At 61.6% G+C, this 17,198-nt stretch carries 11 protein-coding genes and 1 pseudogene; 1 reads left to right on the forward strand and 11 read right to left on the reverse strand.

Annotation, left to right across the window (positions count from 1 at the left end; all coding sequences use genetic code 11):
* Positions 1-25 precede the first annotated feature (25 nt).
* The 8 genes and pseudogenes from gltB to pilM all read right to left on the reverse strand — a co-directional run bounded on the left by gltB (position 26) and on the right by pilM (position 11,719).
* Positions 26-4,471, reverse strand: a complete 4,446-nt coding sequence (gene gltB / locus C4J93_RS24820; protein WP_124405500.1) for a glutamate synthase large subunit — start codon at positions 4,469-4,471, stop codon at positions 26-28.
* Positions 4,472-4,820: 349 nt separating this feature from the next.
* Positions 4,821-6,392, reverse strand: a complete 1,572-nt coding sequence (locus C4J93_RS24830) for an SPOR domain-containing protein (protein WP_124364733.1) — start codon at positions 6,390-6,392, stop codon at positions 4,821-4,823.
* A 10-nt stretch (positions 6,393-6,402) separates the two neighbouring features.
* Positions 6,403-7,503 carry a 3-dehydroquinate synthase gene (aroB, locus tag C4J93_RS24835; protein ID WP_124368632.1) on the reverse strand — a complete coding sequence of 367 codons (1,101 nt, stop codon included), beginning with the start codon at positions 7,501-7,503 and terminating at the stop codon, positions 6,403-6,405.
* A 125-nt stretch (positions 7,504-7,628) separates the two neighbouring features.
* A complete protein-coding gene (gene aroK, locus C4J93_RS24840; protein ID WP_124372112.1) occupies positions 7,629-8,147 on the reverse strand; it encodes a shikimate kinase AroK in 519 nt (172 codons plus the stop codon).
* 4 nt (positions 8,148-8,151) lie between these two features.
* A pseudogene (locus tag C4J93_RS24845) lies at positions 8,152-9,405 on the reverse strand (type IV pilus secretin PilQ); the annotation flags it as partial.
* 141 nt (positions 9,406-9,546) lie between these two features.
* Positions 9,547-10,518: a pilus assembly protein PilP gene (locus C4J93_RS24850; RefSeq protein ID WP_124430671.1), complete on the reverse strand. Its 972-nt coding sequence runs from the start codon at positions 10,516-10,518 to the stop codon at positions 9,547-9,549.
* Positions 10,515-11,066, reverse strand: coding sequence for a PilN domain-containing protein (locus tag C4J93_RS24855; protein ID WP_124364737.1), 552 nt, complete (start codon positions 11,064-11,066; stop codon positions 10,515-10,517). The genes C4J93_RS24850 and C4J93_RS24855 overlap by 4 nt, the downstream gene beginning before the upstream one ends.
* Positions 11,063-11,719 (reverse strand): type IV pilus assembly protein PilM, encoded by a 657-nt coding sequence (pilM, locus tag C4J93_RS24860; protein WP_256660112.1) that lies wholly within the window; start codon positions 11,717-11,719, stop codon positions 11,063-11,065. The genes C4J93_RS24855 and pilM overlap by 4 nt, the downstream gene beginning before the upstream one ends.
* A gap of 220 nt (positions 11,720-11,939) precedes the next feature.
* Between pilM and C4J93_RS24865 the strand changes: the two genes are divergently transcribed.
* The gene (locus tag C4J93_RS24865) at positions 11,940-14,402 is read left to right on the forward strand and encodes a penicillin-binding protein 1A (protein ID WP_372237511.1); all 2,463 of its coding nucleotides are present in this window, start codon (positions 11,940-11,942) and stop codon (positions 14,400-14,402) included.
* Between the two features lie 201 nt (positions 14,403-14,603).
* Here the strand turns inward: C4J93_RS24865 and C4J93_RS24870 are convergent, their stop codons facing one another.
* The 3 genes from C4J93_RS24870 to rpmE form a co-directional block, all read right to left on the reverse strand.
* Complete coding sequence (locus C4J93_RS24870) at positions 14,604-15,872, reverse strand: malic enzyme-like NAD(P)-binding protein (protein ID WP_124364741.1); 1,269 nt, start codon at positions 15,870-15,872, stop codon at positions 14,604-14,606.
* A gap of 181 nt (positions 15,873-16,053) precedes the next feature.
* A complete protein-coding gene (locus C4J93_RS24875; protein ID WP_124430673.1) occupies positions 16,054-16,860 on the reverse strand; it encodes a thermonuclease family protein in 807 nt (268 codons plus the stop codon).
* Positions 16,861-16,874: 14 nt separating this feature from the next.
* Positions 16,875-17,111 carry a 50S ribosomal protein L31 gene (gene rpmE / locus C4J93_RS24880; RefSeq protein WP_003237330.1) on the reverse strand — a complete coding sequence of 79 codons (237 nt, stop codon included), beginning with the start codon at positions 17,109-17,111 and terminating at the stop codon, positions 16,875-16,877.
* Positions 17,112-17,198 lie beyond the last annotated feature (87 nt).

The raw sequence follows: 17,198 nt of genomic DNA on the forward strand, positions 1-17,198 counted from the left end.
CCTCATCAAACTGTTCAGGCGCATATCACTGCGGGTTGGCACGGATGCTGGAAAGCAACGATTTCAGGTTGGCAGCCTTGGGCTTGACCAGCCAGAAACGACGCAGGTAATCATCGAGGTTTTCGGCGAGGTTACGCCCCCATTCGCTGCCGGTTTCCTCGACGTACTCGTCCAGCACGTGCTGCAAGTGGTTGCGGTAGGACTCCATGGCTTCGCCGCTGATCCGCTGGATCTCGACCAACTCGTGGTTGACCTTGTCGACGAAGGTGTTGTCCTGGTCGAGCACGTAGGCAAAACCGCCGGTCATGCCCGAACCGAAGTTGTAACCGGTCTTGCCCAGTACCGCGACAAAGCCCCCGGTCATGTACTCGCAGCAGTGATCGCCGGTGCCTTCCACCACGGTGTGGGCACCGGAGTTACGCACGGCGAAACGCTCACCGGCGGTACCGGCGGCAAACAGCTTGCCACCGGTGGCGCCGTACAAGCAGGTGTTGCCGATGATGGCGCTGTCCTGCGACTTGTAGACGCTGCCGAGTGGCGGAACGATCACCAGCTTGCCGCCGGTCATGCCCTTGCCCACGTAGTCGTTGGCGTCGCCTTCCAGGTACATGTGCAGGCCACCGGCGTTCCACACGCCGAAGCTCTGGCCCGCAGTGCCCTTGAAGCGGAAGGTGATCGGCGCTTTCGCCATGCCCTGGTTGCCGTGCTTGCGCGCGATTTCGCCGGAGACGCGCGCGCCGATGGAACGGTCGCAGTTGCAGATATCCAGGGCAAATTCGCCACCGCTGGCATCGTTGATCGAGGAACCGGCCAAGTCGACCATCTTCTCGGCCAGCAGGCCCTTGTCGAACGGTGGGTTGCGGTCTACCTGGCAGAATTGTGGCTTGTCTGCCGGGATGTGATCGCTGCCCAACAGCGGCGTCAGGTCCAGGTGCTGTTGCTTGGCGGTCTGGCCTTCGAGGATATCCAGCAGATCGGTACGACCGATCAGCTCTTCCAGCGAGCGCACGCCCAGCTTGGCCAGCCACTCACGGGTCTCTTCGGCGACGTAGGTGAAGAAATTCACCACCATGTCGACGGTGCCGATGTAGTGATCCTTGCGCAGCTTCTCGTTCTGCGTCGCAACGCCGGTAGCGCAGTTGTTCAGGTGGCAGATGCGCAGGTATTTGCAGCCCAGGGCGATCATTGGCGCGGTGCCGAAGCCGAAGCTCTCGGCGCCGAGGATCGCGGCCTTGATCACGTCGAGGCCGGTTTTCAGGCCACCATCTGTCTGTACCCGGACTTTGCCGCGCAGGTCGTTGCCGCGCAGGGTCTGGTGGGTTTCGGCCAGGCCGAGTTCCCACGGTGCACCGGCGTATTTGATCGAGGTCAGCGGCGATGCGCCGGTGCCGCCGTCGTAGCCGGAGATGGTGATCAGGTCGGCATAAGCCTTGGCCACGCCGGCGGCGATGGTGCCCACGCCAGCTTCTGCTACCAGCTTCACCGAGACCAGCGCCTGCGGATTGACTTGTTTGAGGTCGAAAATCAGCTGCGACAAATCTTCAATCGAATAGATGTCGTGGTGCGGCGGCGGTGAAATCAGGGTCACGCCGGGTACCGCATAGCGCAACTTGGCGATCAGGCCGTTGACCTTGCCGCCGGGCAGTTGGCCGCCTTCACCGGGCTTGGCGCCCTGGGCCACCTTGATCTGCAGCACTTCGGCGTTGACCAGGTATTCCGGGGTCACCCCGAAACGGCCAGTAGCGACTTGCTTGATCTTCGAACTCTTGATGGTGCCGTAACGCGCCGGGTCTTCACCGCCTTCGCCGGAGTTGGAACGCGCACCCAGGCGGTTCATGGCTTCGGCAAGGGCTTCGTGAGCCTCGGGCGACAAGGCGCCCAGGGAAATACCGGCGGAGTCGAAGCGCTTGAGGATCGATTCCAGCGGTTCGATTTCGCTGATGGCCAGCGGCGTGTCCAGGGTCTTGACCTTGAACAGGTCGCGGATCATCGACACCGGGCGGTTATCCACCAGGCTCGTGTACAGCTTGAACTTGGCGTAGTCGCCCTGCTGCACCGCGGCTTGCAGGGTGCTGACCACGTCCGGGTTGTAGGCGTGGTATTCACCACCGTGCACAAACTTGAGCAGGCCGCCTTGCTGGATTGGCTTGCGCGCGCTCCAGGCTTCGGCCGCCAGGGCTTTCTGCTCGGCTTCGATGTCGACGAAACGCGCACCCTTGATGCGGCTCGGCACGCCACGGAAGCTCAGCTCGCAGACTTCTTCGGACAAGCCGATGGCTTCGAACAGTTGCGCGCCACGGTAGGAGGTGACGGTGGAGATGCCCATCTTCGACAGGATCTTCAGCAGGCCTTTGGTGATGCCCTTACGGTAGTTCTTGAACACTTCGTAGAGGTCGCCCAGCACCTCACCGGTACGAATCAGATCGCCGAGCACTTCGTACGCAAGGAACGGATACACAGCCGAGGCACCGAAACCGATCAACACGGCGAAGTGATGCGGGTCACGGGCAGTGGCGGTTTCCACGAGGATGTTGGAGTCGCAACGCAGGCCTTTTTCAGTCAGGCGGTGATGCACCGCGCCCGTCGCCAGGGCGGCATGGATCGGCAGCTTGCCTGGGGCGATATGACGGTCGGTCAGCACGATCTGGGTACGACCGGCGCGCACGGCTTCTTCGGCCTGGTCGGCGACATTGCGCACAGCGGCTTCAAGGCCGAGGCTCTCGTCGTAGTTCAGGTCAATGATCTGGCGGTCGAAGCCCGGGCGCTCCAGGGTCATCAAGGAGCGCCACTTGGCCGGGGAAACGACCGGCGAGCTGAGGATCACACGGGAAGCGTGCTCCGGCGATTCCTGGAAAATGTTGCGCTCGGCACCCAGACACACTTCCAGGGACATCACGATCGCTTCGCGCAGCGGATCGATCGGTGGGTTGGTCACCTGGGCGAATTGCTGGCGGAAGTAGTCGTACGGCGTGCGCACACGCTGGGACAGCACGGCCATCGGCGTGTCGTCGCCCATGGAGCCGACCGCCTCGTAGCCTTGCTCGCCGAGCGGACGCAGCACCTGGTCGCGCTCTTCGAACGTGACCTGGTACATCTTCATGTATTGCTTGAGCTGGTCGACGTCGTAGAAAGCCGAACCGTGGTCGTTGTCTTCCATGGTCGCCTGGATGCGCAGGGCGTTCTTGCGCAGCCATTGCTTGTACGGGTGACGGGACTTCAAACGGTTGTCGATGGCGTCGGTATCGAGGATCTGCCCGGTTTCGGTGTCCACGGCGAGGATCTGGCCAGGGCCTACGCGGCCTTTGGCGATCACATCTTCAGGCTTGTAGTCCCAAACGCCGATTTCCGACGCCAGGGTGATAAAGCCGTTGGTGGTAGTGACCCAACGCGCCGGACGCAGGCCGTTGCGGTCGAGCAGGCACACCGCGTAGCGACCATCGGTCATGACCACGCCGGCCGGGCCGTCCCACGGTTCCATGTGCATCGAGTTGTACTCATAGAACGCCCGCAGGTCGGGGTCCATGGTCTCGACGTTCTGCCACGCTGGCGGAATGATCATGCGCACGCCACGGAACAGGTCGATGCCGCCGGTGACCATCAGCTCGAGCATGTTGTCCATGCTGGAGGAGTCCGAGCCTACGCGGTTGACCAGCGGGCCGAGCTCTTCCAGGTCCATCAAATCGTTGGCGAACTTGGTGCGACGGGCCACGGCCCAGTTGCGGTTGCCGGTGATGGTGTTGATCTCGCCGTTGTGGGCGAGGAAGCGGAATGGCTGGGCCAGCGGCCATTTCGGCAGGGTGTTGGTGGAGAAGCGCTGGTGAAACACGCAGATTGCGGTTTGCAGGCGCTCATCGCTCAGGTCCGGATAGAAGGCGGTGAGGTCCGCCGGCATCATCAGGCCTTTATAAATGATGGTCTTGTGGGAAAAGCTGCAGATGTAGTGGTCGGTATCGGCGGCGTTGGCCACCGACGAACGACGACGGGACGTGAACAGTTTGATCGCCATGTCCTGGTCGCTCAGGCCGTCGCCTGCGATGAACACTTGTTCGATCTGCGGCAGGCGCTCCAGGGCCAGGCGGCCGAGTACGCTGGTGTCGATCGGCACTTTGCGCCAGCCGACGAGTTGCAGGCCGGCAGCAACGATCTCGCGGTTCATGTTCTCGCGAGCGGCTTCGGCTTTAACCGGGTCCTGGTTGAAGAACACCATGCCCACGGCGTACTGCTTGGGCAGTTCGACGGCGAAGTGCTCTTTGGCGACCGCGCGCAGGAACTGGTCGGGCTTTTGAATCAGCAAGCCGCAACCGTCACCGGTCTTGCCGTCGGCGTTGATCCCACCGCGGTGGGTCATGCAGGTCAGGGCCTCGATGGCCGTTTGCAAAAGGGTATGACTGGGCTCGCCCTGCATGTGGGCTATCAGGCCGAAACCGCAGTTATCCTTGAATTCATCGGGTTGGTACAGACCTGCTTTCATAGACACTTTCTCACCAGGCTGCCTCTTATATCGAGGCAAATTTCTTTTCAATTCAACCGGTTACCTTCCACGCCGAACGTACGCCGGCTTAGCGGGGGCAAAAGGGAGGTCATTGTACACACCGTCACAGACGCTCACAAATTTAGCGACGAAATGTCGCAAATCTATGTCGCATTTATGAAAGGTTTAAAGCGATATGCTGTGCTAGTCAAAACTTTTTTAATTCTGACCGCTACGACTCAAAAGCTACCGTGACGCAGACACCACAAAGCGCGCGGCCTTCAGGGCTGCACGCTGTTGTAGTTTTTTGAGGTGCCGGGAGGGCGGCCTTGGTAAGGCCGCCGGATCTTCAGCGAGTTGTTGCCAGTTCTTGTTGAACGCTGGCAACAGTGCGAGGCCAAGGTTTACCAGCCTGAACCTTCGCTGGCAAGGCCTTGATGGCGGAATCGGCTGCGGCGCGGCTTGGGAAGCTGCCGTAGGTGATCACATACAGCGGCTTGCCGTTGAGCACTTTCTTGAAATAACGGTACTGGCCGCCCTGCTCTTTGACGAACGCCTGCGCGTTGGCCTCGGAGCTGGTGCCGAGTATCTGCACCACGAAGTTGCCGGTGGGCTGGCTGCTGTACCAGCTGCTGCCGGCAGCGCCGGCCTTGGCAACGGTGGCCGCCGGTTTTTCCGCAGGCTTGGCCGCTGGAGCAGGCGTTGGCGCGGGCTTGGTCACCGGCGCAGGCGCAGGCTTGGCTGTGGCAACCGTCGGTGCCGGAGTCGGCTTGGCAGCTGGTGCAACGGGTGCAACCGGCGTCGCTGGCGTACCGGCAGGCACGCCCGCAGGTGGCGCGGTGGTGGTCACGGTTGGCGGTGTCGCGCTGGAGCCTTCCACCGGCACGCCGTCGTCGCCTTCGGAGATACCACCGGCTTCTTCGGCCAACGGGCCGCGCATCACAGGTTGGCCGACCATCGGCAGGTTGGTCGGTTGGCCGGAATTGGCGAATTCGACGTTCGGCGTGGGCTTGCCCAGTGGCAACTGCGCCTGTTCGGTTGGCGCGCCAGCGGTTGCCGGTGCCTTGCTGCGGCCTGGAATCAACCAGGCGGCGGCAACAGCGACCACGACAACGGCAGAAATAGCCAATACGTGCTTCTTAGGCATAGTGAACCCCATCTTTGGACGCTTGACCGCAGAGCGGCTGGCAATCATGGCTTCGATCATTGCATCGCGGGCAACCTGATTGATGTTGCCAGGCCAGCCATCGGAGCTTTCGTGAATATCAGAGATCTGCGCAGCGGAGAAAAGTTCGATACCCGCCCCCGCGCCCTCGAGGCGCTGAGCCAGGTATTCGCGGGTCTCTTCTTCTTCGTACGGCTGCAATTCGATGACGTGGAACAGCTCTTGTTCACCGCTGATCTGCTCCAGATCGGCGATCAGCGACGACTCGCCAAACAGAAACACATGGGGACGCCCTTCCGGGGTACCCGCCGCCAGCGCCAACAAGGCTTCCAGGGCAGATTCGTCGAGCTGCTCGGCGTCATCCACCAGCAGGTAGACTTCCTGGCCGGTCAGGCCCAGTTGCACCACCTGTTTGAGAATCGCGTTCGGCTCAGGGTTGGCCACGTCCAACGCCTGCGCCACCTGGCGCAACACGCCGGCCGCATCACCGGCACCACGGGCCGAGACGACGACGCTCTGCACCGATTGCTTGTTGGTACTGGCAACCAGCGCCTGGCGCAGCAACGTCTTGCCGCTGCCCAACGGCCCCGTCACCACCAGCAGCAACTGGCTGTAGCGCGCGAGATGGTGCAATTGCCCCAGTACCGGCTTGCGCTGGGCAGGGAAGAATTTGAAACCAGGCACCCGAGGCGCGAAAGGGTCGTGGCTCAGGTGGTAGTGGCCGAGGAACGCCTCGTCGGCATGCAAACTAGTCATCGGGATCTTATTAACCTTTAAGCTGGGCCAGGGCGCGGTAATCCGCTCCCAGCGTGGCCTGTAAAATCTCTTTCGGATAATCGTCGGTCACCACCGCTTCGCCCATGTGGCGCAACAGCACCAGTCGCAGTCGACCGTCGATCACTTTCTTGTCTATCGCCATGTGTTCCAGGAAATCCGCCTCGGTCATTTCAGACGGCGGAATCACCGGCAAACCGGCGCGCTGGAACAGACGGATACCGCGATCACGCTCCTGGACGCTGATCCAGCCCAGGCGCTGCGACATCTCCAATGCCATCACGGTGCCAGCCGCTACGGCTTCCCCATGCAGCCACACACCATAGCCCATGTGCGTTTCGATCGCATGGCCGAAGGTGTGGCCCAGGTTCAGGGTAGCCCGTACACCGGACTCCCGTTCGTCGGCATTCACCACCAACGCCTTGGCCGCACAGGAGCGGGAAATCGCTTCGGTGAGTGCCACCTGGTCGAGGGCGCGCAAGGCGTCCATGTGTTCTTCCAGCCAGGTCAGGAAGGGCTCGTCGCAGATCAGCCCGTACTTGATGACTTCCGCCAGGCCCGCCGACAGCTCGCGGGGTGGCAGGGTGTTGAGGGTTGCGGTGTCAATCAGCACGGCCTGCGGCTGATAGAACGCGCCGACCATGTTCTTGCCCAGCGGGTGGTTGATACCGGTCTTGCCGCCCACTGACGAATCGACCTGGGACAGCAGCGTGGTCGGCACCTGGATAAAGTCTACGCCACGCTGGTAGCAGGCGGCCGCGAAGCCGGCCATGTCACCGATCACACCGCCGCCCAGGGCGACCACGGTGGTACGGCGGTCATGCCGTGCGCTCAGCAGGCCATCGAAAATCAGTTGCAGGGTTTCCCAGTTCTTGTGGGCTTCGCCGTCGGGCAGGATCACCGAGATCACCGAGTACGCCGCCAGGCTGCGGCTCAGACGCTCAAGATACAGCGGCGCCACCGTTTCGTTGGAGATGATCGCCACTTGCCGACCGGCAATATGCGGTGCGAGCAGCTCGGGCTGGTCCAGCAGGCCTTCGCCAATATGGATCGGGTAGCTGCGCTCGCCTAGATCGACCTTAAGTGTCTGCATGTGTCCCCGCGTTGAAGATATTTTGACAACCGGTAACGCCTGGATCAGACGCTGCCTGATGGCTCTACGCCACACCCCGCGAGGTCATGGCGCGCCGCCGAGAATAGCGCATTTGCGGCCAGGCTTTAACGGGGTGGTAGCCGTTGCAGGCGCTCAAGAATGTCGACCACCACCATTCGCGGCGGCCGTTCATCGGTTTCCACCACCAGATCGGCGATTTCCCGATACAGCGGATCGCGCAGCGCCAGCAGGTCTCGCAAGGTTTTTTCCGGGTTGGCCGTGCGCAGCAACGGGCGATTGCGATCACGGGCGGTGCGGCCCACCTGCTGCTCCACCGAGGCATGCAGGTACACCACGCGACCACCGGCGTGCAGGGCGCGGCGATTTTCATCGCGCATCACCGCGCCACCGCCGGTGGCCAATACCACGCCATCGCAGCCGCACAGTTCGGCAATCATTGCCTGCTCGCGGTCGCGAAAGCCCAGCTCGCCTTCCTTATCGAAGATCCATGGGATATTGGCACCCGTGCGCAATTCAATTTCCTTATCGGAATCTTTGAATGGCAGGCGCAGCTCTTTGGCCAGCAAACGGCCGATGGTGCTTTTTCCAGCGCCCATCGGCCCTACAAGAATCAAATTTCGCACAGAATCAACGACTCACAGCAATCGCCTGGTTATTCATGATACGCGGAGTCAGGAATACCAGCAGCTCGGATTTTTTCTCCGCCCGCACATCGCGCCGGAAAAGGCGGCCAAGATACGGCACATCGCCTAAAAATGGCACTTTATCTACCACTTTGCTTTGGGTATTGGAGAAAACCCCGCCGATGACAATGGTCTCGCCATCCTTGACCAGGACCTTGGCATTGACCTCGTTTTTCTTGATCGGCGGAACATCGTTGAGTTTGTTCAGATAGTCGGGCTCGTCCTTGGTGACCTTGACCACCATGATCACATGATCGTCGGGAGTGATTTGCGGCGTGACCTCCAATGACAGCGAGGCTTCCTTGAACGATACCGAGGTTGCGCCCTGGGACGTGGATTCCTGGTAGGGGATCTCGGTGCCCTTGAGGATGCGCGCGGTTTCCTTGTCCGAGGTGACCACCTTGGGCTGTGAGACGATTTCGCCGTTGCCGGACTTTTCCATGGCGGTCAGCTCAAGGTCCAGCAGCAGGTTGTCGGTGATAAAGGCCAGTCCCAGGCCCGAGGTGCCGGTCAGCGAACCCAGGTCGACGAAGGGTGAGCTGGGCGGGTTCTCTGGTGGCTGCGCGCCGTCCGCCTGGGGCTTGGGAATACCGCCGGCGCTCCAATTGCCGCGATTGAGCCGCCCACCCCAGCGTGCGCCCAGGCCTTTGTCGTAATCGACATTGGCCTCGACGATGCGCGCCTCGATCATCACCTGGCGCACCGGCACATCCAACTGCGCCACGATCCGCCGCAGTTCTTCCAGCCGCTCTCCAGTCTGGTAGGCGATGATATTGTTGGTGCGGTCGTCGACCGCCACCGAGCCGCGCTCGTCGGTGGCGCCTTCAAAGCCGGTCACTGACTGGAACAGCTTGGCCAGGTCCGCTGCCTTGGCATAATTGACCTGCAGCAACTCCCGGCGTAACGGTGCCAGCTCAGCCATCTGCTTGCGCGCCTCCAGCGTCAGCAGTTCGCGAGCGGCCAATTCGTCGGCAGGCGCCACCAGCAATACGCCGGCCTTCACCCGTTTGTCCAACCCCTTGGCTTGCAGCACCAGGTCCAGCGCCTGGTCCCAGGGCACCTCCTTGAGCCGCAGGGTGATCGAACCTTGCACCTCGTCACCGGCCACCAGGTTAAGGCCTGCGACATCGGCGATTTGCTGCAGCGCTGCGCGCAAATCGATGTTCTGGAAATTGAGATTCAGCTTGTCGCCCGTGTAGCCGACCGAAGATGCGCTTTCGGGCGGCGGCAATTGGATCAGGTCGAGGCGATTGGGTACAGCAGCAGCCTTCGGCGCCGTGAACGCTATCCATAGCGCCACACCGAAGCACGAGAAAATCCTTTTCATGGTTTGATTCCGTTATGAGTTGATGTTCAGTACCAGGGTTCGCGGGCGCTCCAGCCAGAGGCCCTGTTCATCGGGAAAGCGCTCGATCAGCTCGACATGACTGTCCTGGATGGACATGACCTGGCCATGATCGGGCCCGAGGTAGTCACCGACCGCCAGCCGATGCACTGTCGGTCCGGCACGCAATAGCGCGTAGGTCCGTCCACCGCCCGACAGCGTACCGACCATGGCGAACTGCTCGATTGCGATGCCCTCCAGCGGTCCGCGAGGCCGAGTGAGGTCTGGAGCAAGGGCCGCTCGCCCAGGCGTGTGCTCCGCCTGCAAGGCGGTGCGTTGAAACGGGTCGCGCAGGGATGATGAGTCATAAACAAAGCGCGGAGCCGGGACGACCGCCCGGGACGCGCTGCCGCCTGGGGACGCACTTCGATAGGCCTTGGCCAGCAGGTCAAGACGTAACAATGCCCCTTCAGGCCGCACCGCCACGTCATGCACCGTGACGATACGCTGCAACCCGCCCAGGGTGCTGACGAACGCCGCCAAGTCGTGATAGGCCCCCGTAGCGGCAATCTTCAAGGGCTGCTCGACATGGAACGGCAGCGACGCCTCATCCAGCACCGCGACGCCCTCGATCCAGACGCCTTTGGCAACCGCCAGCCGGGCGATGTCTTCCAGCAAGCCCGGCACTGTGGACTCACCGGACAACTGCCCCTGAAGGCCAGCGACAGTCTCTTCCATCGCCCTGACTTGCTCGGTGTACGCCTCAAGCTCGGCGGCCAAGCCGGTTTTTTCTTCAAGCTGCGCTTGCAGCGCCTGTTCCCGCGCCTCGAGGCCGTGCAGTCGCTCCCGCGAAGCCCCCAGGTAAACCCCCTCTCCAAGCAACAGCACCAGGCCGGCCAGCGCACAGCCAAGCAGGGCCTTTCCAGGCCAGGGCCATTTTGCAGCGTTGTAGGAGAGTGCGGAAAAGTCGAGCCTGGGCAGGCTCATGGTTGCGCCTCGATGGTTTCCCCCTGACGCACCATCAACTGAAACTCGTGGTCGCCGCGCTCGCCCTCTGCGCGCACCCGCTCGAGCCGCGCGGAGTGGCCACCCTGTGACGCCTCCAATCGACGCATCAACTGGGCGATATCCTGATTGCTGTCGGCACTGCCGCGGATGCTGATCGTATCGCCACTCGCGACCACTTCATGCAGATGAACGCCATCGGGCATTGCACGAGCCAACTGATCGAACAGCCGAGCACCGGAAGAGCGCGCATCGTGCAGGTCCTGCACGACCTTCATGCGCTGTGCCAATTGCTGGCTTCGCTCCTGCAGGTCGTCGATGGTCTTGATGCGTGAGTCCTGCACGGCGACATCCCCGTTCAGGCGCACATTGCGGGTAACCTGCCGGTCGATCGCCTGGTCGATCACCTGGTCAGCCAGCCACACCGCCGCGAGCGCCAGGCAGGCAAATACCAGCAACAGTGCCAGGAAATATTTGCGGCGCCGCTCCGCCAGCACTCGGCGCCAGGGCAAAAGATTGATTCGTGTCATCCAGCGAAACTCCTCAGGGCTAACCCGCAAGCCACTCCCATCCCCTGGGCATCGACGGCCCATTGTGCGCCATCGACTCGATGACCCGGCGTGAAGCTGGCAAAATCCTGACGGCAAGCGCGCTCCAATGCAAACGCTTCGACATCCACTACCTGTGTCACCAGCCCGGCCAGGGCCAGCGCCGCCTCGCGGGCCTCGACCTGCTCACGCAGGCACGCCACCAGCAACACCTCGACCCGCCCCGCTTCCTGGGGCGACGGCCCGCGTACCTGGAAATCGATGGCTACCTCGTCCAGAGGATAAGGAATGTACTGGTCGGCCTCCATCTGTATCTGCCAGGCCATCTCTTCGTCGCCCAGGCCCGTATCCATTTCGATCACCCGCGTAATGACCGAAGGGCCCGCCACCGCGACGGCCGCGTGCCTGGTGCCACTGTGCAAGCGAGGTAATGCCTGGTGCAGCGCCCGCCCTACGCCGTCGAGGTCAAGCAATGTGCCATCGACCACCGCATGTGCCGGCAATACCTGCGTGACATATCCCTGAATGCTGAAACCCTGAGCCGAACGGCCCAGCTCGACCAGCTTGATACCCTGGTCATTGATGTCAACGCCGAGGACGACGTCGAGTTTTCGCCTGAAAAATCCCTTTCCCATAAAACTCCCTAAAGCTTTGCCTGTCTTACCGCCTGATTGCCGCCGGGCAGCGTGCATTCGGTCGACTTGTTTGAGCCGCGCGAATGACGCCCGAAGGCGAAAATGCTTTAATGCCCAGCGTTTTTTCCCGCTTTTTATCTGCTGCCCGGGTCGATCCATCGTTTGCCATGCATGCCCCGACGCATAACTCTTTCATTTCTCTGGAAATCCAAAAGCCTTGATTCGTCTGCTGAAGTTTTTCGGGTACTCCATTGTCGCGATCGTCTGCGGGCTGCTGCTCGTACTCAGCGGGGCCTACCTCTACCTTAGTCCGGGTTTGCCGTCCGTAGAGGCTCTCAGAAGTATCCAGTTGCAGATTCCTTTGCGGGTCTACAGCAGCGATGAAAAACTGATCGCGGAGTTCGGCGAAATGCGCCGCACCCCGATCCGTTTCGCCGACATTCCACCCAATTTCATCAGCGCGTTGCTGTCGGCTGAAGACGATAATTTCGCCAACCACTACGGCGTCGATCCCAGCAGCCTGGTACGCGCAGCCACGCAGTTGGTAAAAAGCGGACACATTCAATCCGGCGGCAGCACCATCACCATGCAGGTGGCGAAGAACTTCTTCCTCACCAGCGAGCGCAGTTTTTCGCGCAAGGCCACCGAGATCCTGCTGGCGCTGCAGATTGAACGTCAGCTGACCAAGGATGAAATTCTCGAGCTGTACGTCAACAAGATTTACCTGGGCAACCGCGCCTACGGCATCGAGGCGGCTTCCCAGGTGTACTACGGCAAGTCGATTCGTGATGCCAGCCTGGCGCAGATGGCGATGATTGCCGGCCTGCCCAAGGCGCCGTCGCGCTTCAACCCCTTGGCCAACCCGGCGCGCAGCAAGGAGCGGCGCGATTGGATCCTGGGGCGCATGTACAAGCTGGGCAAGATCGACCAGGCGGCTTACGAAAGTGCCGTGGCCGAACCGTTGAACGCCAGTTATCACGTGCCGACGCCGGAAGTGAATGCGCCGTATATCGCCGAAATGGCGCGTGCCGAGATGGTCGGCCGGTATGGCAGCGAGGCCTACACCGAAGGTTTCCGTGTCACTACCACCGTTCCAAGCAACTTGCAGGAAATTGCCAACCATTCGCTGCACGAAGGCCTGATCACCTATGACCAGCGCCACGGCTATCGCGGCCCTGAATCGCGCCTGCCGGGCAAGACCCTGAGCGCCTGGACCACCGAGCTGGGCAAACAGCGCTCCATCAGTGGCCTGGAGCCGGCCATCGTCACCCAGGTGAAGAAAGACGGCGTGCAAGTGCTGACCCGCACCGGCGAAGCGCATGTAGCGTGGGACAGCATGAAATGGGCGCGCCCGTTCCTGAATACCAACAGCATGGGCCCGATGCCCAAGCAGCCGTCCGATGTGGCGCAGGTGGGCGATTTGATCCGCGTGCAGCGCCAGGCGGATGACAGCCTGAAATTCAGCCAGGTCCCGGTCGCCCAGGGCGCCCTGGTGTCCCTCGACCCGCAAAACGGTGCGATCCGCTCCCTGGTCGGCGGCTTCGCCTTCGAGCAGAGCAACTACAACCGCGCCACCCAGGCCAAGCGCCAGCCGGGCTCGAGCTTCAAGCCATTCGTCTACAGTGCCGCGCTGGATAACGGCTACACCGCCGCCAGCCTGGTCAACGACGCACCGATCGTGTTTGTCGATGAGTACCTGGACAAAGTCTGGCGCCCGAAGAACGACACCAACACCTTCCTCGGCCCGATCCGCATTCGCGAGGCGTTGTACAAGTCGCGCAACCTGGTGTCGATCCGCCTGCTGCAGGCAATGGGCGTGGGCAAGACCATCGACTACATGACCCGATTTGGCTTCGCCAAGTCTGACCTGCCGCCGAACCTGTCCCTGGCCCTGGGTACCGCCACCCTCACGCCGATGGAAATCGCCACTGGCTGGAGCACCTTTGCCAACGGCGGTTACAAAATCTCGCCGTACCTGATCGACAAGATCGAAAGCCGCAATGGCGACACCCTGTTCACTGCCAACCCGCCACGGGTGCCCGGCGATGTGGTCAATGGCGTGGCGGCGACCGATGGTCTTGCCGCACCTAGTAACGGCGGCATCACCATCGAGCCGACCCCAGGCACGACGCCTGCCGCAAACACCCCCGCGCCGGCCGAGCCGCAAGCACCGGCAGTGGCTGAGCGCATCGTGGACGGCCGCACCACCTATATCCTCAACAGCATCCTGCAAGACGTGATCAAGAAGGGTACCGGCCGGCGCGCATTGGCCCTCGGCCGCGCGGACATCGCCGGCAAGACCGGTACCACCAACGAATCCAAGGATGCCTGGTTCTCCGGCTACAACGGCGACTATGTGACCACCGTGTGGACCGGTTACGACCAGCCGGAAAGCCTGGGCCGTCGCGAATTCGGCGGTACCGTCGCGCTGCCGATCTGGATGAGTTACATGGGCGCGGCACTGAAGGACAAGCCACTGCACACCCAGCCGGAACCGGAAGGCATCCTCAGCCTGCGCATCGACCCGGTAAGCGGCCGCGCAGCCTCGCCGAGCACGCCGAACGCCTACTTCGAACTGTTCAAGAGCGAAGACACGCCACCGTCGGTCAACGAACTGGGCAACGGGGTTGCACCGGGCAGCCCGCTGCCGGCAGATGAAGGTGCGCCGATCGATCTGTTCTGAGGCACAACACAGTTCCAATGTGGGAGGGGGCTTGCCCCCGATAGCGGTATATCAGTCACCAGATTCATTGGCTGACAGTCCGCAATCGGGGGCAAGCCCCCTCCCACATATGGATCTTCATGGACTGCAAGTAAATCGCCAGCCACAAAAAAGCCCCGACTCGCGAGAGCCGGGGCTTTTTTGTTGGTGCGCTACAACGGCTTAGCCGTTGAACACATCATCCACGCTTTTGAGCGGGTAGTTCTTCGGATACGGCAGGGTTGCCACACCGGTCTCGATTGCAGCCTTGGCCACGGCATCGGAGATCAGGGTGATCAGGCGCTTGTCCATTGGTTTGGGAATGATGTACTCACGCCCGAATTCCAGCTTGGCGCCACCGTAAGCGTCGCATACATCCTGCGGCACCGGCAGCTTGGCCAGTTCACGCAGGGCGTTGGCGGCCGCTACTTTCATCTCTTCGTTGATGCGCTTGGCGCGAACGTCCAGGGCACCACGGAAGATGAACGGGAAGCCCAACACGTTGTTGACCTGGTTCGGGTAGTCCGAACGGCCGGTGGCCATGATCACGTCGCTGCGGGTGGCGTGCGCCAGTTCCGGGGAGATTTCCGGGTCCGGGTTGGAGCAGGCGAACACGATCGGGTTCGGCGCCATCGACTTCAGGCCTTCGGCGCTCAGCAGGTTCGGGCCGGACAGGCCGACGAACACGTCGGCACCGTCGAGGGCATCCGCCAGGGTGCGCTTGGAGGACGGGTGGGCGAACATTGCCTTGTACTGGTTCAGGTCGGTACGCTCGGACTGGATCACGCCCTTGCTGTCGACCATGTAGATGTTTTCCAGCTTGGCGCCCATGCTGATGATCAGCTTCATGCAGGAAATGGCCGCAGCACCGGCGCCCAGGCAGACGATTTTCGCCTCGCTCAGGGTTTTGCCGGCGATTTCCAGGGCATTGATCATGCCGGCCGCAGTAACGATCGCGGTGCCGTGCTGGTCATCGTGGAATACCGGGATGTCGCACTGTTCGATCAGGGCCTTTTCGATCTCGAAGCACTCGGGTGCCTTGATGTCTTCCAGGTTGATGCCACCGAAGGTGATGGAAATGCGCTTGACGGTGTCGATGAAGGCCTGCGGGCTTTCGGAGTCGACTTCGATGTCGAAAACGTCGATGCCGGCAAAGCGCTTGAACAGCACGCCCTTACCTTCCATGACCGGCTTGGAAGCCAGTGGGCCGAGGTTACCCAGACCCAGGATCGCGGTGCCATCAGAAATCACTGCAACCAGGTTGCCCTTGCCGGTGTACTTGTACGCCAGCTCGGGGTCGCGGGCGATTTCACGTACGGGCTCGGCAACGCCAGGGCTGTAGGCCAGCGACAGGTCGCGGGCGGTGGCAGTGGCTTTGGTGAGCTCTACACTCAGCTTTCCTGGACGAGGATTGGCATGATATTCGAGAGCGGCAGTTTTCAAATCAGACATATCGGCATTCCGCTTTTACTGTTGGTCGACGGACCGCCGAGGATACGCGTGTCGTAAAGCCCCTACAAGACTGGTCGGTCACAGGTGTCAAGGCCCCGCGATGGCGTACTTTAGTCTAAAGCCACGGGATACAAGGGCTTGACTGTTCACAATCGACTGAAAAAATGTCTACAATTTTTTATCATTGCGCCAATTTGAACATGCCGGGATCGGTGATCGGCAGCAGCCACCGCGCCTGGCCGTTTTTGCGCCCACCCCGCCGGGAGCGATCCTGCACCCAGCCACGCGCCTCGATTGTCTTGCCTGGCAGACCATCGAGCATGGCAGTGTCGAATTGATGGGCCAGATCGGACGCAACGCGTAATACCAGTGAACCCTGCAATTCGATCCAAATTCCGCCGCGATTGCGTTCGATTTTGCTGACACGGCCGCTGACTAGGGCGAAGCCGGACTGCTTGAGCCGGGCCACCCCTTGCACCGGCGATTGCCGCCACAGGCCCAGCCCTGCCTGGCGCGCCGTGTGCTCAGCGGCCTGCTGACAGGCAACGAGGTCGACGTTGGGCGCGACACCCACCTGAAAACCCAGGCCCTCGGCCAGTAATTGGGCTTCCAGGTTCTTGCCGTCGGCGCCGTAAAGGTGCGCCAGGGTTCGCCCATAGCGATCCTTGGCCTCGCGACCCAGCACCAGCCCGACGCGTCCTCCACTGGCGCTCACCAAGGCTTGCAAGCGCTGGCGAGCGGCGATGGCAAAGGGCTCGTCAGCGCGGCCCTTCTTGCCGGTTTCCGGGGCGTTGAGGCCGATCAGCCGCACGCTGCGGCCATCCTTGAGGCGCACGGTGTCGCCATCCACCACGCGCTGTACTTCTACACGCGCCACGGAGGCTGGCGCCGGGCAAAACACTTGGGCCTGGGCTGCGCCGAACCAAATCCCAGGCACAAAAAAGGCGCCCACAAGGGACGCCTTTTTCAACAGCTGGCAAAAGCCCATAAGGCTTTTGAGCCTTACTCTGCTGGAGTAGCAGCAGCAGGCTTCTTGCCGAAAGCACCAAAGCGATCTGCGAAGCGCTGTACACGGCCGCCGGTGTCCAGAGTTTTCTGCTTACCGGTGTAGAACGGGTGGCACTCGTTGCATACGTCAGTACCCAGTGGCTTGCACAGGTTCGAACGAGTCTCGAACTTGTTGCCGCAGCTGCAGGTGACTTCGATGGTTTCGTACGCTGGATGGATATCGGCTTTCATGGCACTTCCTCGGGCTAGCGTGCCGCCACTCGACACTATTGTCGAATACCGCACGTAATTAGGCCGCGAATTCTAACAGACCTTTTC

It is taken from the genome of Pseudomonas sp. R2-37-08W (genome assembly GCF_003851705.1).
Classification (GTDB): Bacteria; Pseudomonadota; Gammaproteobacteria; order Pseudomonadales; family Pseudomonadaceae; genus Aquipseudomonas.